Genomic DNA, 19,001 nt, shown 5'->3' with positions numbered 1-19,001 from the left:
GGGATGTGGCCGGGGGAGGGCACGGGCCTATCCGAGCGTTCAGGCTTGATTGACGCTGATGAGGCGGCGGTCCTATGATGCGGCACTGTATGAGCATGGTGGTTTTACGGGCAGATCGAATAGAGCGACGAGCGCAGGAGTAGTGGCGGTGGCGAAGCTTGTGTACACGGACGCGTCTGGCAGAGAGATGAGCGTGGAGCTTGGGCCCCAGGCTCCAGTGGTCTCGATCGGGCGAGCGACAGATTGCACGATTCGCTCCAACCGAAAGAGCGTCTCCAGGCATCACGCGGAGTTCCATTATTCGAATGGGCGCTATGAGATCGTCGATCTCAACAGCTCCAACGGCACCTACCTGATGATCAACGACGAGCGTAAGCCGATTACATCGTCGGAGTTTTTGCAGGATCAGGATGAGGTATGGTGCGGGGACTTCATTCTGCGTTTTTATCAGCATGCCGCCCAGCAGCCGGTCGGCGCTGCGCCGCAGCTCAACGCAAACTATGGTGTCGGAGGCGGTGGCCTGGAGGTGGATCAGGGCTACGGGGCTAACCGCGTCACCCAGGACTTTGGTCAGGAGGAGATGGGGGGATTTGGCCAGGGCGGCTTTGATCAGGGCGGGTTTGATCAGGGTCAGAACCAGGGTGGATTTGCTCAGAACTCCTACGACTCGGGCGGCATGGGGCCGGGCCAGGGCGGGTTTGGCCAGGGTGGCTTCGATCCGGGTGATGATGACGGGGGCGGGGTCAGCTTTGGCGTGAGCGCCGGTGGCGGGCAATACGCCGGACTCAATGAGTCCTCGGCGGGCTATGATGATGTGCTGGAGATCGACCCGCGAGAGTTGGCCAGTGAGGCCAGCGAGGTCGAACCTTATGCCGCCGGAGGCGGCGTTGATGTGGCGCGCCTGCAGGACGAGAAGCGGGCCATCGAAGAGCTCGCGGCGCGCCAGGCCGATGAACTCGAGGGGCTTCGTCGCCAGCTTGAAGAGGCTCAGCACGCCGCGCCGCAGGGCGGTGGAGACGATGGCGAGGTGGAGCGTCTGAACACCGAGCTCCGAGAGGCCGTAGAGGAGAAAGAGCGCCTGAGCACCGAGCTCCGAGAGGCCCGCGAGGCCTCCCGGGAGGCGACCATCGAGCGGGAGCGCGGCGAAGATCTGGATCGCCGTCTTCAGGAAGCCACCTCCCGCATCGACGAGCTGCGCGCGCGGGCCGAGAAGGCCGAGTCGAAGCTGGAAGAGCGCGGCGGCGATATGGACCTTCTGGAGCAGGAGCTGGAGCGCGCCCGGGAGGAGCTCCGCGCCGCCCGCGGCGGCGGCCAGGCCCGCGAGGAGCTGGAGGCCGCCCGCAAGGAGGCCGCCCGTCAGGAGCGCCTGCTCGGGGAGTTTGAGCGACGCAACCGTGACTTGCAGGCCGAGCAGGTCGAGCTTAACGCCGAGATCGAGGCGTTGCGTGCGGCCGCAGTCGACGCCGGCGGTCGGATGGAGGCGGCGCAGGCCGAGTTGGCCCGTCTGGGCGACGAGCTCGGGGCGCTGCGCGCCGAGCGCGACACGCTCCAGGGGCGCGCGGAGGCTGCCGAGAGCGGTCTGGAAGAAGCGCGCGCAGCGCGCGCCTCACTCGAATCTCTGGAGCGCGATCTGCGCGGGGAGATCGAGGGACTTAAGCAGCGCCTGAAGCTGGAGCGCGAGCGCGCCCGCGGCACGGAGTCTGCCGCCCCGGCCTTGGATTGCGGAGCGCTGCGCGCGAAGATGGAGAGCCTCGACCGCATCGTCGACGCGATCGAGCGCACCGATTTGCAACCCCTCTCGACGGTGGACCGGGTGCGCTTACAGTCAGCCATCCGCGACACCGCGCCCCGGCGCACGCTCAAAGAGATGATGGACGCGCTGAGCGAAGGCTGAGCTCGCCGCTTCCCTGGCGAGTTCTGGGAGTAGCCTTGAGGGGCGCGGAGGTTATGCTCTGCAGCTCCGGTGCGTATGGGGCGATAGGGATTGAATCTTATGGCGGCGCGCCATCTTCTCAGGGGTGCGCCAGCTTTAGCCTGGCGATGCGATGACTGCTTACGACTTCGACTTTCTCACCTACATCAACCGCCAGAATCAGGGGCGAAGCGGCCGCGATGAGAAGACCGGTTTTGGCGAATACGCCTTCGCCGGAGATCTGCGCGTGCTGCGCCGCCTCGATCGCCTGCGCCCGGTACGCATCGTGGTCGAAGCCACGGTGCGCTTCTGGAAGGCCGTGCAGAAAAACGCGCTTCTCGGGAGCAGCGTGAAGGTCAACCGCCGGCAGTTCCCGGAGCTGCATAATCTGGTGGTAGACTGCGCCGAGACGCTCGATATCGCCGTACCCACGGTCTACGTCGCACAAAACCTGGCGAGCCTCAATGCGGGGACCTACGGCACCGATGATGAGGCCTTTATCGTGCTCAACTCCGCGCTGGTCGATCGTTTGAGCCCCGAAGAGCTCAAGTTTGTGATCGGCCATGAATGTGGCCACATCCAGAACAACCACGTGGTGTACCACACCGCGGCGAACTTCCTCTCCCAGGGCGTCATCACCTTCGTGAAATGGGCCGCGGTGCCCGCTCGCCTGGCGCTCAACGGCTGGAGTCGACGCGGGGAGATCACCTGCGATAGGGCCGGGCTTATCTGCTGTCGCGACGAGCAGGTCGCGCTCAAAGTGATGATGAAGCTCGCGCTGGGGAGCGAAAAACTTTTTGAACAGATCGATCTCGACGAATACTTAAGTCAGGTCGATGGCATCAAAGAAGGGGTGGGGCGTTTTCAGGAGTATCTGGCCTCGCACCCTTATCTTCCCAAGCGTGTGCAGGCGCTTCAGCTTTTTGCAAAAAGCGCGTATTACCGCGAACTTATTGACGAACGCGGTGGTCAGGCGCTCGATGAGGTTGACAGAGACGTCGAGAAAGTCATACAAGTGATGTGAGCTTTTGAGGTGCGAAAAGTGCAATGCTCTCAAAGGCTTATAAGCCCGCGCAAGGCGCGGCGAGGAGTCAGTATTCGTCGTTCGTTTGCCCTTAAGGTTGGGCGCTTCATCCCGGCGATGCTCGGGTCTCCAGAGTTGACCATTGCGAGGAATCGACCATCGGAGGTCGAGGAAGGGCATCGGGCGCAGAGCGTCCCGGTGTTCAGGTCTCGGCTCACCCGGTGGTGACGACGACCTCGCGGGGAGTCAACCAGGTGCGATCCGACACGGGGATGAGCCATGCCACAACATAGAGGAGCAGCGAGGATACGGCGGAAGATCGTCCTTGCCCGGTTCTTGCGCGGGCTTTCTATGTTTGGGGCGTGAGCCCACGGCGATGATACAATCATCAGGAGGATGGATGACGCAGCAGGCTGAGGCAGAGGCGCAGGTGAGCGTCAACCGGGGGCATGTCACCGGTTACCTCGATGAGCTGGCGGAGATGGCGCAGCGCAGCGGATTGCGCTCGATTCACCAGGAGGTGGTCGAGGAGCGGCTGCCGGCGCTGGAGCGCGGGCAGGTCTCACTGGTGGTGTTGGGGGAGTTCAACCACGGCAAATCCACGGTGGTCAACGCCCTGCTGGGCCAGGAGGTGCTGCCGATGGGCATCACGCCGACCACCGCAGTGATCACCCACCTTGTGCACGCCGATGCGCCGCGTGCGGCGATCAAGGAACGGCGCGGTGGCGAGCTGCGTGAGGTCAGCTATGAGGGCCTTGGCGAGCTGATTCGCCATGAGGAAGAGAGCGCTGAGGAGCCCGAGTATGTGGAGATCGGCTACCCCAACGACTTTTTGAGCGAGGGGCTGATCCTGGTGGACACGCCCGGGGTCAACGACATCTCGCGCCAGAAGGTCGAGATCACCTACGGGTACCTGCCCCGCGCCGATGTGATTTTGTATGTGCTCGACGCCACGCAGGTGCTCAAGAAGAGCGAGGTGAGCTTTATTCGCGACCGGCTCTTAAAGGCCAACCGCGACCGCATCCTCTTTGTGCTGGGTAAACTCGACGCGCTCAGCGAAGACGAAGCCAGGGAGGTTGAGGCCTACGCCCGCCAGCGCCTGGAGACCTTGATCGGGCCTGTGGAACTCTTTGCGTTCTCAGCCCGCGCGGCGCTCGACGCCCAGAAGAAGGGGCAGGCACCCTCCGGGGAATTTGAGGCCTTTCGCAGCTACGTGCAGCAGTTTGTGCGCGAGCGCAAAGAGGCCATCGTGCTCGACAGCGCGCTGGGCGGTGCGCTGCGGATTGCGGCGATGATCGAGCAGAACCTGGCCATCAAACGCCAGGGCTACCGCCTGGAGCAGGCCGAGCTTGAGGAACGCATCCGCGCGGTGCACGCCCGACTTAAAGAGAGTCGGCGAGTGATCAGCGAGAACCTCGATCGGGTCGATGAGCGCAGCGCCGGGATCGCAGCGACCGCGCGCCATAATCTGCGGGTTTTTGCCGACGGGTTTGCCGAGGCGCTGCCCGTGCAGGTGGAGCGGGCCGAGGCCAAAGACGTCAAACGCTACCTCTCGCGCTGGATTCAGGACACCTTCCAGAAATGGCTCGAAGACGAAGGTCAGGCGATAGCTCAGGGGCTCGAAGAGCTCGCCGAAGAGACGATCGAAGTGACCAATCAGTCGATGCGCGAGGTGGTGGGAGCGCTGCGCGAAGAGCTGGGGATGGGCGAGGGCCTGGATCTGGAGATCGACACGATCGGGTACGATGTGAGCGTGTTTGCGCTGGGCACACTCGGGGTCTCGGTGTGGCTTTTTGCCAACGCGCTTGTGGGCGGGGTGCTTACGCTGGCTACGCCGATTCTGGCGATGGTGCTCAAGGGCAAAGGCGATGAGCGTCTCAAAGATCGCGCCAAAGACGAAGGTGTGGCGGCGGTGCGGGAGGCCACCGAGGCTATTGAGGCCGAGCTGATGCGTATGATTCACAGCTACAGCGACCGCCTCAAAGAGTTCATTGAGCACGCCGGCGACCGCCTCTACGGTCAGATTGAGGAGGCGCTCGAGCAGGTGCAGGCCGACCGCGAAGTCGAGGGCGATCGTGACAAGCTCATCGCCGAGGTCGACGCGCGCGCCGGCGAGGTGCGCCGGCTCGCGCGTATGATCAAGGCCACGCGCGAGCGACTTGTGGTGTAAGCGGCGGCGCCCGGCCAGCGAGAGCGTTAGAACCCGCGCATAAAGGGGTTAAAGCGCTTCTCCTGGCCGATGGTGGTGGCCGGCCCGTGACCGGGAAGCACCCGGGTCTCATCGGGCAACCTCTTGAGACGCTCCAGCGACGCGCGCATCTGCTCGATGCTGGAGCCGGGCAGATCCACCCTCCCGATGCTTCCGGCAAAGAGCACGTCGCCGCCGAAGAAGAGATCGAGCTCCTTAAAATAAAATCCCACCGAGCCCGGGCTGTGCCCGGGCACATAGAGAACCTCGGCCTGGAGATCGCCCACCGTCAAGGTCTGGCCGTCGCTTAAGTCATGATCGATGGGGGGAAGATCGCCCAGCGCGGCAAAGCCAAACATCTGCGCTTGCTGCGGCGCGGCGCGGTAAAGAGGCATGTCGTCGGGGTGCATGTAGACCGGTACGCCGCTGGCCTGTGCGATCTCCGGAAGCCCGGCGATATGATCGATATGCGCGTGGGTCTGCCACACCGCCTTGAGGGTAAGTCCTTGATCGTGAAGGTCTTTTAGGACGGTTTGGGCCTGGCCGCCGGCGTCGATAAGCACAGCCTCGTTTGTGCGCGTGCAGGCGATGACGTAGATAGAGGTCTGCAGGGGGCCGACGACCCAGGTCAGGATCGTGGAGGCAGGGGAGGTCTCACGCATGGGTGGGTCCGAAGAAGCTGAAGTTGAGGCCCTTTTACGGGCCGATGAATGGTGTTGGTAGGCGCGCCGGGCGCCAAAAGAGAGACGATGACACAGCCACAGGATACTCGCCAGATCATCGAGGTCGACCGCACCTCTGAGCTGGGCCGGGAGAGCGCCGGCAAGCGCCGCTACATCGCGGTGGCCGGTAATATCGGCGCGGGAAAAAGCTCGCTGGTCGAGTTTTTATGCCAGCGCTACGACATCAAGCCCTACTTCGAGCCCAACGAGGAGAACCCCTACCTCGAGGACTTTTACGCGAATATGAAGCAGTGGAGCTTTGCCAGCCAGATCTACTTTCTGACGGCGAAGTTCAAGCTGCATCTGGATCTTGACCAGACCGCGCACAGCGTGATCCAGGATCGCACGATCTGGGAGGATGCCGAGATCTTTGCGGAGAACCTCTACCGTAAGAAGTTGATGACTGAGCGTGATTATCGCACCTACCGCCAGCTCTACGAGGCGGTGCATTCACAGATTCAGCCGCCGGATCTGATGATCTATCTGCGTTGCCCGATCCGCGCGGTGAAAAAACGCATCAAGCTGCGGGGGCGCGAGATGGAAAAGAACATCCCGACGGCGTATCTCAAGCAGCTCGACAGGCTCTACGAGGGGTGGATCGCCAACTACGATCTCTCACCGGTGGTCATCATCCCCAGCCACGAACTCGATTACGTGACGGATCTGGTGGACTGCCACGACATCCTCACCGCGATCGAGAAGTACCTCTAAAACGAGCGGGGGGGCTTCAGGCCAGGAAGAGGGCCCAGCCGAGGATGAGCAGCGCGATGAAGACGGCGATGATGCCGCCGACCACCCAGAGCTGCCCTTCGGAGCTCTCGTCGGTCTTATGACGCTGTGTCTGATGATGGTTCAGCGGCTGGACGCGCGCGGGTCGGGCAAGCTCGGAGTCGGCGTGTGGCATGGCGAGGGCGCGAGCGTCACGGGCGGTGGTATCGCGGGAGTCGGTCGGGAGGTTGAACTCACTGAGCTCCGGTACCGACGCGCCGGGCCGCGAGGGTGCACGCACGGAGGGGCGCGCACCCAGGGTGGGCTCGGAGTCTTCGTCGGCCAGGCCTGGCTGCGAGGGCACGCGTGACGAGGGGCGTTCGTCGCGGGTGCGCTCGAGCTGATGGGCGTCGTCGACGCGCCGGGCGGGCCTGGGAGGTGGGCCGGTGATGCCGGCGCGTTTGGCCTCGTCGATCGCCGCACGAAGTTCACGGTCGGAGAGGTGCAGGCCGGTGACCTCGCCAGAGTCGACGCCGCGATCCACGGCGATGATGCCGGAGCGGCGGCGATCGAACTCGCGGGTCGCCGGCTCTTCGTTGCGTTCAAGAGCGCGCTGGATACGATCTTTGGAGATGGCGTTGGTCGCGCTCAGATCCTCATCTTCGAGTTGCGACGGGTCGGCCACCTGCTGGGTGGGAAGGCGATCCAGGAGGGCGCGGCGGGTGGCGTCGAGATCGTTGGAGGGAACGTCTTTTTTGAGTCTAAGAGGTTGAATGTTCTGGCTTTTTCGGATTTCGGCGATCTCGCGATCGCGAGAAATCTCGTCGAAGGCCCGGGCGCTCATCTCGTGGGTGGCGAGCTCGGCACCCTCGCGGTAGTCGCCGGCCACGTGGGTCTGCTCCGGCAGTGGTGCCAGGCGAAACTGGGCGGTCTGATCCTGGGCGACCTCGTTGGCGGCCATGGCCATCTCAATGAGCTCGCGTGGGATCGGGCGAGTGTCGGTGGTGCGGCCCTCGTCGGGGATTTTGGTCAGCTCAATGAGCGCTGTGGTCATCTGGCCGATGGACTGGAAGCGGTGCTCGGGCTCTTTGGCCAGGGCCTTGAGGATGACCTCTTCGAGACGCGACGAGATGCCGGCGCGGAGCTGTGAGGGAGGCGTAGGCGGCGCTTCGACCTGGGCCATCATCAGCGCGAATTCGCTCGATGCATTAAATGGCACCTCGCCGGTGCAGAGTTTGTAGAGGGTGCAGCCCAGGCTGTAGATGTCGGCACGACCGTCGATGGCGCGAGCGCCCACGATCTGCTCGGGGCTCATATAATGCAGAGTGCCCACGGTGGTGCCGGCGGCGGTCAGGTCGCGGTCTTTGGAGACTTTGGCCACGCCAAAGTCCATCACCTTGGGTTTGAAGAAACCGGCCACCGGTTTGAGCAAGACATTGCTGGGCTTGAGGTCGCGGTGCACGATGCCGCGGGTATGGGCCAGACCCACCGCGCTCATCACCGGGAGCATCAGGTCGATGATCTGAGCTTCATCCAGGGGGCCTTCGCGCTGGAGGTACTCTTCGAGGGTGTCGCCTTCGACGTACTCCATGATGAAGCACAGGAGCGGATCCTGCACGACTTTATAGACGTGCACGATGTTGGGGTGCTGAAGCATCGCCTGGATGCGGCCCTCGTCGAGGAAGCGGGCGCGCACCACCTCGTTGTCCAGGTAATGGGAGAAGAGTACCTTGATGGCTACCGGCAGTCCGGAGTGCTCGTCGATGGCCAGGTAGATCGAGGCCATGCCGCCGTCGGCGATGCGTCGCTCGATGCGGTAACGCTCCAGGAAGAGCTGTCCCGGGTGGAGATCTTTATGTTCGCTGCTGGTGAAAGTTCCCATCAAGGGGGCTCTGCGGACGAAGTGGGCGAGTCGGCGACGGGGGCAGTGTAACCCACGATGGGAGCGACGCAAATTTGGTAGGAGACTGTGGTGAAGATTGGTAAAATCGCGCCTGTGATGGTGCTTGTTATGGGGATGGGGACGGCTGCGTGGTGGGCAAGCACGACGTTGGCATCGGTGGATGAGCGGGACGATGAGGGCGTGGAGGCACCTTTTGTACCCGAGCCTGCGCCGGTGCGTGTAGAGGCGTCGAAGCGGGGCGGGGCGCTCAACGCGCTTTCAAGCGGGACGATCGATGAGGGCGACGCCGGGGGGCGGGCGGATGGCGATGTGTCGAATGTGGAGCAGGAGGTGGGGCGTGGTGGGGCGCTGGCGCGCCTGGAGCGCCAGCGCCGGGTGCAGCGGGCGGAAGATGCGTCGCAGGCCGAAGAGGATTGGAGCGAAGGGCCGCGCGCCGAGGTAGGGCCTGCTCGGTGGATGCCGAAGCGCTTAAGTGAGGAGGAGGCCGGGGAGCTTCAGTCGGAGCTCGATGAGGGAGAGATGCGCCAGGCGCAGCTTCTGGCGATGCGCGAGGATCGCCAGCGATCCATCGATGTGGTGGCACCCGGGGTGCAGGCGTGTTTCGAGGAGCTTCGCGCCCGCGAGCCCCAGCGACAGGGGAGGCTCGCGCTGACCTGGACGATGCTCGCCGGCGGTGGTTTGGGCCTCATCAGCGAGGTGCAGGTGCGCGCCAACGTGGGGCTGCGTGAGCCGGGCTTTGAGTCCTGCGTGATGGAGGCGGTGCAGGGGCTGAGCTTTGAAGCCACTGGCGAGTCGGAGCTTTTGGTGGAATGGGCGTATACGCCCTGAGCTAGCGTTGATGCCGCGACCAGGACTCAGCGGCCCACCCAGAGGTCGTGGGCGCGGGTGATGAGTGTGGCGAGTTCCACCTGGTGGGGATCGCCCTCATAGGCGCTCCGGGCGGCGGTGGCGAGGAGTTCATCGAAGGGGGGCGTCTGGGAGCTGCTGCGGGGTACGCGCAGGCTCTCGGCGAAGGCGGCCACGGTGGCCGCGAAGCGCAGCTGGGCGGGGGCTTTGTCGAAGCTGGCGTGGATGCGATCGGGGGTGAGCGCGCGGCTGACGAGCAGGCTCTCGGCGCCGAGCTCTTTTTTGTAGCGGACATCCACGCGGGCCAGGGCGTCGCCGTCGGTCGGGGCGCTCTCAGTGAGCTCCACTTCGTAGAAGGCGGTGACTGTGTGGCCCGGGCCGAGCTCGGCGGCGTCGACTTCATCGTTGTCGAAGTCTTCGTTGGCCATGGCGCGCTTTTCGTAGCCGATGAGGCGGTAGCCGGTGATGAAGTCGGGGTTGAACTCCACCTGGATCTTCACGTCGGCGGCGAGCACCTGGAGGGTGCCGACGATCTTCTCGCTGAAGATGCGCTCGGCCTCGTTGGGGCTGTCGATGTAGAAGTAGTTTCCGTTGGTGTCGCGGGCGAGTTTTTCCATGACGTCGTCTTTGGAGCCCAGGCCCATGGCGACGGTGGTCACGGTGATGTGGTCGTTGCGGTAGGAGCGGATCAGCTCGGCCAGATCTTCGCCGGGCGGGCCGACGTTGAAGTCGCCGTCGGAGAAGATGAGCACGCGGTTGTTGCCCTCTTTGATAAAGCCCCGCCTGGCGAGCTCGTAGGCGTTGATGATGCCGGCGTCGCCGCGGGTGGTGCCTTTGGCGATGAGGCCGTCGATAGCGCGCAGGATGCGGTCGCGATCGGCCACCGGGGTGGGCTCCAGGATGGTGTGGGTGCCGCTGGCGTAGGTCTGGATGGCGATGGTGTCGTCGGGGCGCAGGCGCTCCACCAGGGTGCGCATGGCGATTTTGGCCGCGGGAAGGCGCGTGTCCAGCCCCATTGAGCCGGAGACGTCGACCAGAAAGACCAGGTTGGAGGCCTTCATCGCTTCGACGGGCACATCGGCGCCGCGGATGCCCACGCGCACAAGCTGGCGCGGAGTCTCGGTGGAGCCGAAGTGGCTGGGCAGCATGTCGAGCTGGATCGAGAAGTCTTCGCCGGAGGTGGGCGGGTTGTAGTCGTACTCAAAGAAGTTGAGAAACTCCTCGGGGCGCACCGAGTCGGGGTGGGGGAGCATATGGCGCAGGATCGCCTCGCGCGAGGCGGTATACGAAGCGGTGTTCACGTCGATGGAGAAGGTCGACGTGGGCTCATGGGCGGCGCGGGTGAAGCTGTGGTGCGCGATGGCGCGAGCGGGCGGATCGAGGGCCAGGCGAGCGGGCGGAGGGGGGGTAGGGGTGTGCGGGGGAATGTGTACGAGAGGAGCGCCCCCGCCTGCTGCGTGTTCAAGAAGTTCGGAACGAGCCGCCTGAATGTGCCTCTTGGACTCCTCTCTGGCGCGTTCTGGGGCGTCTGGATCGACCGGACGATCGCCAAAATAGCAGCTCGTAGAGACATCTTCGTTGGCCTCCTGGAACTTCGAGGCGACGGCGCTGCCGAAGAGTTTGATCGCAACGACGGTAATGACGATCAGGGTGGCAATGATGCCGATGTAGAATCTGGCGCTACGATTGAGAATCATAAGGGCTCCGAGAGCTTCAGCATTCATCCATACATCATCGCGTGGTGAGAGGACTGTACGTGTTTGAGAGCAGAATTCCCAATCGGGCCGTCGCGAACGTGTCGGGCCGGCGGCTTAAAGGGGATTACTCGGCGGCCGGATTGCCTGGTTCGATGCGCTCGACGTCGGCCGGAGCCGCGAAGGCCTCCTCGGGGGCGGGAGGGCCGGTGAGCTTGATGATCAGGATGATCACGATCGCCAGAAGGGCGAGGATGGCGAGATAGAATCTGGCGCTGCGCTCTTTTTCCATGGGGGCTCCGATAGGGGGCGGATGGACGTGGGGTATTCTGGGGAGAGTGCGAAGTGTAGGCATGTGCGGGAGAGATTCCCAATGTGGTGCTCAGAAAAACGCCCGCCCGGCGAAGCCGGGCGGGCGTTTGAGTGAAGCGCTTCTACGACGATGAACTTAGTTCTGAGGCCACAGCCCTTCGGCGATGTCGACGAGTTCCAGAAACTCCTGGTGGTGGGGATCGTCGGCGTCGGAGGCAGCCTGCGCGATGGTGTGGACGTCGGCGAAGCGGGCGCCGAAGCTGAACCCACTCTCTTTGAGAATGGCGGCGAATTCGGAGACGGCGACGGCGAAGCGGAAGTTGGCCGAGGCCTGCTCGAAGGAGTCGAGCACCTGGGAGCGTTTGATCAGCTGTGTCGCTTCGATGCTCTCGTCGCCGAACTCCGGTTTGTGGCGGATGCGCACCTCCGAGAGCATCAGATCGTCTTCGGAGTCGGTGAGTTCGATCTCGTAGAGGGCGGTGACGGTGTGGCCGGGGCCGATGTCGGCGGCATCGCGGGTATCGTCTTCAAAATCTTCGTTGTTAAGCAGGCGTTTTTCGTAGCCGACCAGACGGTAGCGGGCGACCGACTCGGGGTTGAACTCGACCTGAATTTTGACGTCGGCGGCGATGACCTCAAGGGTGGAGGGGAGTTCCTCGCCGAAGGCGCGGCGCGCTTCGGCGACGGTGTCCAGGTAGAGGTAGTTTCCGTTGGCGTCGCGGGCCAGGGCTTCCATGGAGGCGTCGTTGTAGCTCATGCCCACGCCGACGGTGGTGATGGTAATGTTGCGGTCGCGGTAGTCGCGCACCAGCTCAACCAGCGATTCGCCGGTGCGACCGACGTTGAAGTTGCCGTCGGAGATGATGATGACGCGGTTGTTGCCGCCTTCGATGAAGGCGGATTCGGCCAGATTATAGGCAGCGACGATGCCGGCCTCACCGTTGGTGGAGCCCCCGGATGCCATGCTGTCGATGGCGTTGGCGATGGTCGCTTTCTGATCGCCGGCGGTGGGGGGGAGGACGGTGCCGGTGGCGCCGGCGTAGGTCTGAATGGCCACCGAATCCTGCGGGCGCAGGTGGTCGAGCATGGTGTGCATCGCGCGTTGCGCAAGGGGCAGACGGTTGTCCGAGTTCATGGAGCCGGAGACGTCGATGAGGAAGACCAGGTTGGAGGGTTTCATCTCTTCGAGGCTGACATCGGCGGCGCGCAGACCGATGCGTAGAAGATGGCGCGGCGTTTCAACGTCTTCGGGGGCGAAGTAGGAGGGCGCGATCTCCATGTTGATGGAGAAGCGCTGATCGTCGATGGGCTCGGGGTAGTCGAAGCGGAAGAAGTTGATGAACTCCTCGATGCGCACGTGCTCGGGTTGGGGGAGCTGGCCGTAGTGAAGCTGGCCGCGGGTGTAGGTGTAGGAGGCGGTGTTCACATCGACGGAGAAGGTAGACGTCGACTCTTCGGCGGTGTTGACGAAGTCGTTTTCTTCGAAGATGGGGTGATCGTTGTCGAGAGGGGGCTCTTCCTGGCCAAAATCCTCGTCGGCGTAGCCGGCGTCGGCCTCCTCGCTTTCGGGGATGGGGTTTGGATCTGGTATGGGCTCCTGGTGCTCATCGCGGTTGGTGGGGTCTGCATAGCCGCTTTCGCCCATGTCGTCGTAGGAGCCGCAGGCGTTCAGGGCCAGGCTGAGCAGAAGCAGAGGGAGCAGCGCTGAGCGGCGGAGGTAGGGGGAGGATGAGCGAGAGGTGAAGAGGCGCATCGGGCTGCTCCGTGAGGTGAAAGGTGAGTTGAAGGGTTGCGATGGGGGACGTCTGCAGATCTTATGCCAGAGGCTCGGTGGGCGCGGGGGCCTGGGCGGCGAGCGGTTTTTCAGGGGCGGGAGGGGAGGGAGGACGGTTCAAGGGTGGTGAGGTGGCGAGGAGAGGAATGGGGTAGGGGATATCCACTGCGGAGGAAGCGGTGGAGTGAGGGTGCGGCAGCGGGGGAACGAAAACGCCCCCGGCGCGGCGGGCCGGGGGCGTTTTTCGGGCGATGTCGCCCGGAGTGGGGTGAGGGGAGCTTACTGGAGGGTCAGTGGGAATCCTCCCCCTGATAGACGCGGTGGCCTTCGCTGTCGACGCGGCGGACCCGGGCGGCCATGGCCAGGATGAGGATGATGAACATCAATGAGGTCGTTAAGCTGTAGCCGATGACGCCTGCGGTGGGGGAGTCGACAACGTAGCCCAGGCCGATGCCAGCGGTGCTTAAAATCAGCGCAATAATCTGCCAGCCCAGAAACCAGCGTTGATGGTTAAGCACCAGCGCCAGCGCATGGGCTGGCATGGAGAGCATCATGGTCAGAAGTGAGGGCATTAAGAAGCGAGCGAAATGGCCCGAGGCAATCCACTCCGGTCCAAGGATAAACGTGAAGAGCGAGGGGCACATCCATGCGACGATAGGGGCCGGAGCGAGTGAAGCAGCGAGTAGACTCAACGTAATACGTTTGAAATCGGGATAGAGAAGATGACCCTTGTTCACGGCTTCGCTTGCCCGTTGATAGTAGACCTGGTGGATCGCGGAGCCTACCAGCATGGTAGGGGCTTTGATTAAAAGGTACGCCATCGAATAAAGCCCGGCGGTGGCGGTATCGAAAAGGACACCGAAGAGGAAAACGGGAAGGCTGCCAGTCAGACCGCGAATCAGGGAGTTTAGTGCGTGATAGCGGGGGAAGTCGCGGTAGGAGTAGGCGACTTTTCGGACGCGTTCGAGGCTGAATGCACCTCGAATTCGCGAGAAGTCGTCACGAAGCACCCGGGTTAGCAGGACGAGCAAGGCGATAATCTGACCTGCGGCCTGTCCGGCGACCAGCCCCAGGGGGCCCAGCGCGGCGACCCCGGCGCTGATTTTGGAGCCAGCGGAGATGGCCGCGGCGGTGATCTGCGAGATGGAGAGGAGTCTGAATTCTTTGTGGCGCGAGCACCAGTAGCTCAAGATCTGCAGGAGGCCGGAGATGAAGATCAGCGGCGGCACCCACCAGAGCCAGTCGGCAGCCTCGGGCTGGCCCAGATGCTCGGCCAGGGGGACGCGGCCCAGGGTAATGACGAGCAGTGTGATCAGGGTGAGCGTGGTCAGGATGGCCAGGCTTAACGAGAGCAGGTTTGCGGCGTCGTCATCTTCGGCGGGCAGCACAATGGCCATGTCGTAGCGGAGCGAGGTGACGCCGGTCAGGGTGATGACGACCGAGTTGAGTATGGCGAGTATGCCGAAGGCCGCCGGCAAAAAAAGACGGCTGAGCACCGGGGTGGAGGCCAGGGTGATAAGCTGGGCGACGAGGGTGCCGCTGGCGAGCAGGGCGACGTTTTTGAAAAACGCGCTGCGCAGCAGGGTCTTTAGTTGATTTACGGCAGACACGCTCAGACTCGGGGTGGGAGAAGTTGGCCATAGAGCGCGTGAAGATCGCGGGCGATGGCCTCGGGGGTATAGTGGGTGAGCGCGCGGGCTCGTGCGGCCTGGCCGTGGGCGCGGGCCCGCTCGGGCTGAAGGCGGTAGCTGTTAAGCGCGCCGAAGAGGGCGTGGGCGTCGTCGAGGGGCACGGTCCGGCCGGTTTCGTCCTCGATGATGGCTTCTTTGCAGGGGCCGATATCGCTGGTGACGCAGGCAAGCTCCATGGCGGCGGCCTCTAAGAGCACGTTGGGGAAGCCTTCGCGCCGAGTGGGGAGGGTGAGAAGATCGAAGGCGGGGTAGAGCTCGGCGGTGTCGGCGACAAAACCCGCAAGGTGGATGTTGGGGTGGTTTTCAAGGGCCTGACGAACGTGAGGGCTGAGCGCGTCGCGCTCCTCAAAGGGGCCCACCAGCACAAGGTGGGCTTCGGGGGCGATGGACGCAAGTTTATCAAAGGCGCGCCAGAGGGTCTCGATGCCTTTGTCGACTACCAGGCGACCGACAAAGCCGATGACGAAGTCGTCGGGTTGAAGGCCGAGCGCGGCGCGTTGTTTGGCGCGGTGTGTGGCGTCGAAACGCGCCGGGTTAAAGCGGCCGATGGCGTCGACGCCCTGGCCGCTGCCGCCGGCCAACACGCAGATGCGATCGGGGGGGCAGAGGTTGAGCGAGAGTGCGGTCTGGCGCAGGGCAAAGCCCACCGCGACGGTACGGTTGGAGAGTCGGGTTGAGACGTGTTCGGTGGCGGTGAGCAGGGCGCGTCGCCAGCCGGTGGCCGTTTCCAGGGGAAGTCCGCGCATGTGGTAGATGCGCACGGGGGTGCCGGCGGCAAAGGCGCTGAGTGTGCCCAGCAGGCCGCCCTTGGGGGTGTGGGCGTGCACGATGTCGGGCTGAAGTCGTCGGATGGTTTGCCAGAGCTGGCCCAGCGCGCGCAGGTCTTGCACCGGCGAGATGCGCCGCGGCATCTCGACGGTGTGAATGGTGATGCCGAGCTCTGTGGCCATGCGCGTGACGTGGGGGCCCGGGGAGCAGAGGGCCTCGATGTGCATCCCCTGCGACTTCATGTAGGGGATCTGGGTGCGCAGAAAGCCCAGCGATTCGGCGACGGTCGTGATATGAAGGAGGCGCGTCATGACGTTCCGGGAAGACGTGGGCAGAGGAGTTCGGCAGATGTGTCGTCGGCAGCAGGTTACCCGTTTTGGCTCCGAACGTCGTAGCAAATTGCAGCTTAAGGATCGACTGGCGAGGGTGAACATTCCATGAGGACAAGGGTAAGCGCAGCCAGGGGGGAAAACCATTCCGCAGGGGTGATGGGCGGGTCGGAGAAGGGGGGCTGGTACGAGGGGGCGTTGCGCGCGATGGCCGGCGGCGTGAATCTCGGGCTGTTGGATGCGCGAGGCGCGGAGCAGGTGCTTGAGCGCGCGCGTCGCTTCGGGCTTGAAGCGCCGGTCTGCCAGCGCTTGCCGGCGGTGGGCGCGGTGGCAAAAGAGCGTCTTCGGCTTGCCGCGCAGATGGCGCTGGTGCGGGAGACGATGCTCGACGTGGTACGGGTTTTTGAGGGGTTTAAGTGTCTGGTTTTAAAGGGGTATCCGCTTGCTTCGGTGCTCTTCGGTGAGGGCTCTCTGGAGCGGGTGAGCGCCGATGTGGACGTGCTGGTGTTGCCCGGGGATCGGGAAGAGGCCTGCGCGCGATTGAGGCTGGCGGGCTATGTGCCGGCGGTCGATGAGGCGCCCCGGGAGTGGGCGTATAATCAGCATGCCTGGCGTCACCAAAGAACCGGGGTGCTGGTGGAGGTACACTGGGCGGTGGGGTTCCCGGAGCTTCCGCATCTGGGAGTGGGGCGGTGTTTGCTGGATGCCGAGTCGGTGGTGCTGCGCGGGGTGGAGGTCGGGATGGCGAGCGCGGCCTGGGGGATGGTGCAGCTCTCGGTGCACCTGCAGCAGCATCTGGGCTTTGCACGCGGGCTGCTCGACCTGGCGGCCTATGTGGATGTTTATGGCGAGGCGTTCGTTGCCCGGGAGGTCGAGGTGCTGGCGCGTGGCCTGGGGGTGTGGGGTGTGGTGAGCTGGGGGCTGCGCGCGCTGGAGGTGTTGGTCTGGCGAGAGGGGGCGTTTGAAGGGATTGAGCGAGGCGGGGCGGTGGAGATGTGGGCGCGCTTGAGCGCCGAGAGCGCGCGGGAATGCCTGGTGGGGGAGGCGCCCGGGAGGTGGGGCGGGACGATTGCGGCGGTGATGCCGGAGGTGGGATCGGTGGAGGCGATCGCGATGCGGGCGGCGACGATGTTGGTGCTCGATCGGCCGGCGATGCGTCTTCGCGGCGCGCTCTACGCCACCCTGCTCGGGCCGCATGAGGTGGGACGACGTTTGAGCCGGGCGGGGCTGGAGAGGTGGCTGGGGCCGGGGTAGAGGCTGGGGTGTTGGCGGGTGTCTCGGAGGAGATCTGCCCGGACTCGACGACCATCAGGCTTTTTTGTCGGGGGGGACTTCGGCGCAGGTGGTTCTGAAGCCATCTTCGGTGAAGATGTACAGGGTAGGGAGCCGCCGCTGAGCCCGAGCTTCATGCGGCCCTCCTCTTCGAGCCGGAGAGGCGCACTTTTGCTCGGGCCAGCGGAGCGGCGTCTTGAATGAACATCAGGCGTGCGGTCACGGTCGTGGCTCGTCAGCAGTCAGGGCCGAAGCGGATATGCCTCATTATGGCAGGGATCGCGGGCCGGGTCGAACTGCGCATCGCCAGATGCCCGAGGCTTCATCGGCCGAAGAGGGCGCGATCTTTATAATCGCGGTACTCGGGGGTCTCTTTGACCGGGGTCATCAACGCCTCGTAGGCCTCATCGCCGAGTCGTTCTTGCAGGGCTTGCTTGAGCTTGAAGGAGTCCGCCGGGCTTGCGATCGCGTAGAAGTCGACGAGCACGCGAGAAGCGGCCTCTTCGCCGTCGCTGTCGCGGTGGGCGATCAGGGTTTCGATGATGGACTGAGGTTTGCTCAGGTCGATGGTGACGCCACTGGCGGAGGTGCGTTTTGCGGCGGACTTTTTAGGAGCAGCGCTTTCTTTTTTCGGTTCTTTTTTCGCGACCTTTTCAGGTTTGCTGACCGGAGCGGCGCTGGCTTTTGGGGCGGGGGCTTCGGCCGGTTCGGCGGCTTTCTGAGGCGCCTCAGCTGCAGGTGCAGGCTCAGGGGCCGAGGTGGAGGCAGGGGTTCCCAGGGCGGAGCGCAGCAGCTCCAGGGCCATCTCGGAGTAGGTTTTTCCGAGGCGATCGGCCATTGCTTTGACGCCGTCGACAACCTCGACGCCTTCGCGATCACTTGCACGAACAACTAGCTGCGCTTTGTAAGCCATAACTGAGAGCTCCATCGGTGTTGCATTAAGATCAAGGGTCAGGCGACCCGGGGGGTGGCGCGCGGGGGAATAGGGCGCCGGGGGGTTACCCGCCAACATCTGAACAGAGATGTAGGCACAAAAAAATCAGGCGCAAGGTGCCGGACACACCCGGGCCCAACATGGCTTATTTACGACGCTTTGAGTGATTTGAATAGGGAGGATTGGCGAAGAGATTTTCCAGCGCGCAGGTTGTTGCACCGCGAGCGCGAATCGATTAAGAAGACTTTTGCCGGATCGATGGCGAGCATGCTCGTCGGATGGTCGCTGGCATGTCGGGGCGTGGCGCAGCCTGGTAGCGCGCCTGCTTTGGGAGCAGGATGTCGCAGGTTCGAATCCTGCCGCCCCGACTCCGGACCCGAACTCACCCCGAAGAGGGCGTGACTTCGGGTCCAAACGTTTGCGCTCGTAGCTCAGCTGGATAGAGCAACGGCCTTCTAAGCCGTGGGTCGCAGGTTCGAATCCTGCCGGGCGCGTTTGTAGATAAAAACGGGGGGACGAGCGCCCTTGCCCGGGCTGCGCACGTGTGTAGTATATCGGAGCCGCGACGAGCAGATGGACGATTGCATTTCATGACGTGTGAAGATTCCCGGAGGTCGCTATGACACAGTCCAAAGCCCATTCCTCTCCGACCACCGACGAAAACGTCGAGATGATCGAGATCTACGCCACGGCGAACTTTGCCGAGATGCAGATTTTGACGGATATCTTTGATGAGGAGGCGATCGGGTATTTTACCCGTGAGATGGAGATGTCGATGATGCCGGTGCACGTAGGCGGCCACGATGAGGTGCGCCTGGCGGTCGAAGGCGGTCGTGTGGATCAGGCGCGGGGCCTGATTCAGCAGGCGATCGTCGATGAGGCGATCCCGGGCGACGGGCATTTCATCGAGCAGGACTGAACGAC

15 protein-coding genes and 2 tRNA genes are annotated in these 19,001 nt (G+C 63.7%); 9 read left to right on the top strand and 8 right to left on the bottom strand.

Features of this window, described 5'->3' with window-relative positions; genetic code table 11:
- Positions 1-148 precede the first annotated feature (148 nt).
- The 3 genes from EA187_RS08325 to EA187_RS08315 all read left to right on the top strand — a co-directional run bounded on the left by EA187_RS08325 (position 149) and on the right by EA187_RS08315 (position 5,106).
- Positions 149-1,894 carry an FHA domain-containing protein gene (locus tag EA187_RS08325; protein ID WP_164856122.1) on the top strand — a complete coding sequence of 582 codons (1,746 nt, stop codon included), beginning with the start codon at positions 149-151 and terminating at the stop codon, positions 1,892-1,894.
- Between the two features lie 151 nt (positions 1,895-2,045).
- Positions 2,046-2,936, top strand: a complete 891-nt coding sequence (locus tag EA187_RS08320; protein ID WP_127779951.1) for a M48 family metallopeptidase — start codon at positions 2,046-2,048, stop codon at positions 2,934-2,936.
- 400 nt (positions 2,937-3,336) lie between these two features.
- A complete protein-coding gene (locus tag EA187_RS08315; protein ID WP_115606165.1) occupies positions 3,337-5,106 on the top strand; it encodes a dynamin family protein in 1,770 nt (589 codons plus the stop codon).
- Positions 5,107-5,132: 26 nt separating this feature from the next.
- Here the strand turns inward: EA187_RS08315 and EA187_RS08310 are convergent, their stop codons facing one another.
- On the bottom strand, positions 5,133-5,786 hold the full coding sequence (locus EA187_RS08310) for an MBL fold metallo-hydrolase (protein ID WP_115606167.1): 654 nt from the start codon (positions 5,784-5,786) through the stop codon (positions 5,133-5,135).
- Between the two features lie 87 nt (positions 5,787-5,873).
- Here EA187_RS08310 and EA187_RS08305 point away from each other — a divergent pair, with 87 nt between their 5' ends.
- On the top strand, positions 5,874-6,557 hold the full coding sequence (locus EA187_RS08305; protein WP_115606169.1) for a deoxynucleoside kinase: 684 nt from the start codon (positions 5,874-5,876) through the stop codon (positions 6,555-6,557).
- A gap of 16 nt (positions 6,558-6,573) precedes the next feature.
- On the opposite strand, the gene EA187_RS08300 is transcribed toward EA187_RS08305, so the two are convergent.
- The gene (locus tag EA187_RS08300) at positions 6,574-8,436 is read right to left on the bottom strand and encodes a serine/threonine-protein kinase (RefSeq protein ID WP_127779949.1); all 1,863 of its coding nucleotides are present in this window, start codon (positions 8,434-8,436) and stop codon (positions 6,574-6,576) included.
- A 90-nt stretch (positions 8,437-8,526) separates the two neighbouring features.
- Between EA187_RS08300 and EA187_RS08295 the strand changes: the two genes are divergently transcribed.
- Entirely contained in the window at positions 8,527-9,285 is a 759-nt protein-coding gene (locus tag EA187_RS08295; protein ID WP_127779948.1) for a hypothetical protein, read from the top strand.
- A 26-nt stretch (positions 9,286-9,311) separates the two neighbouring features.
- Here EA187_RS08295 and EA187_RS08290 read toward each other — a convergent pair whose 3' ends face one another.
- The 5 genes from EA187_RS08290 to EA187_RS08275 all read right to left on the bottom strand — a co-directional run bounded on the left by EA187_RS08290 (position 9,312) and on the right by EA187_RS08275 (position 15,853).
- Entirely contained in the window at positions 9,312-11,000 is a 1,689-nt protein-coding gene (locus tag EA187_RS08290) for a vWA domain-containing protein (RefSeq protein WP_164856121.1), read from the bottom strand.
- Positions 11,001-11,124: 124 nt separating this feature from the next.
- A complete protein-coding gene (locus tag EA187_RS20365; protein ID WP_164856120.1) occupies positions 11,125-11,289 on the bottom strand; it encodes a hypothetical protein in 165 nt (54 codons plus the stop codon).
- 156 nt (positions 11,290-11,445) lie between these two features.
- A complete protein-coding gene (locus EA187_RS08285; protein ID WP_127779946.1) occupies positions 11,446-13,062 on the bottom strand; it encodes a vWA domain-containing protein in 1,617 nt (538 codons plus the stop codon).
- Between the two features lie 311 nt (positions 13,063-13,373).
- Positions 13,374-14,693, bottom strand: a complete 1,320-nt coding sequence (locus tag EA187_RS08280; RefSeq protein WP_164856119.1) for a lipopolysaccharide biosynthesis protein — start codon at positions 14,691-14,693, stop codon at positions 13,374-13,376.
- A gap of 2 nt (positions 14,694-14,695) precedes the next feature.
- Positions 14,696-15,853, bottom strand: coding sequence for a glycosyltransferase family 4 protein (locus tag EA187_RS08275; protein ID WP_164856118.1), 1,158 nt, complete (start codon positions 15,851-15,853; stop codon positions 14,696-14,698).
- 177 nt (positions 15,854-16,030) lie between these two features.
- Between EA187_RS08275 and EA187_RS08270 the strand changes: the two genes are divergently transcribed.
- Complete coding sequence (locus tag EA187_RS08270; RefSeq protein WP_164856117.1) at positions 16,031-17,125, top strand: nucleotidyltransferase family protein; 1,095 nt, start codon at positions 16,031-16,033, stop codon at positions 17,123-17,125.
- A gap of 340 nt (positions 17,126-17,465) precedes the next feature.
- On the opposite strand, the gene EA187_RS08265 is transcribed toward EA187_RS08270, so the two are convergent.
- Positions 17,466-18,056, bottom strand: coding sequence for a hypothetical protein (locus tag EA187_RS08265; RefSeq protein WP_115606188.1), 591 nt, complete (start codon positions 18,054-18,056; stop codon positions 17,466-17,468).
- A gap of 315 nt (positions 18,057-18,371) precedes the next feature.
- On the opposite strand from EA187_RS08265, the gene EA187_RS08260 reads away from it, so the two are divergent.
- From EA187_RS08260 to EA187_RS08250, 3 genes are all read left to right on the top strand, one after another.
- Positions 18,372-18,445, top strand: a tRNA-Pro gene (locus EA187_RS08260).
- Positions 18,446-18,497: 52 nt separating this feature from the next.
- Positions 18,498-18,571: transfer RNA gene (locus EA187_RS08255), tRNA-Arg, on the top strand.
- A 125-nt stretch (positions 18,572-18,696) separates the two neighbouring features.
- Complete coding sequence (locus EA187_RS08250; RefSeq protein WP_115606190.1) at positions 18,697-18,996, top strand: hypothetical protein; 300 nt, start codon at positions 18,697-18,699, stop codon at positions 18,994-18,996.
- Positions 18,997-19,001 lie beyond the last annotated feature (5 nt).

It is taken from the genome of Lujinxingia sediminis, assembly GCF_004005565.1.
Taxonomy (GTDB): Bacteria; Myxococcota_A; Bradymonadia; order Bradymonadales; family Bradymonadaceae; genus Lujinxingia; species Lujinxingia sediminis.
Note: the sequence above shows the minus strand (reverse complement) of the source record. Positions and strands in the feature narration are given on the sequence as shown.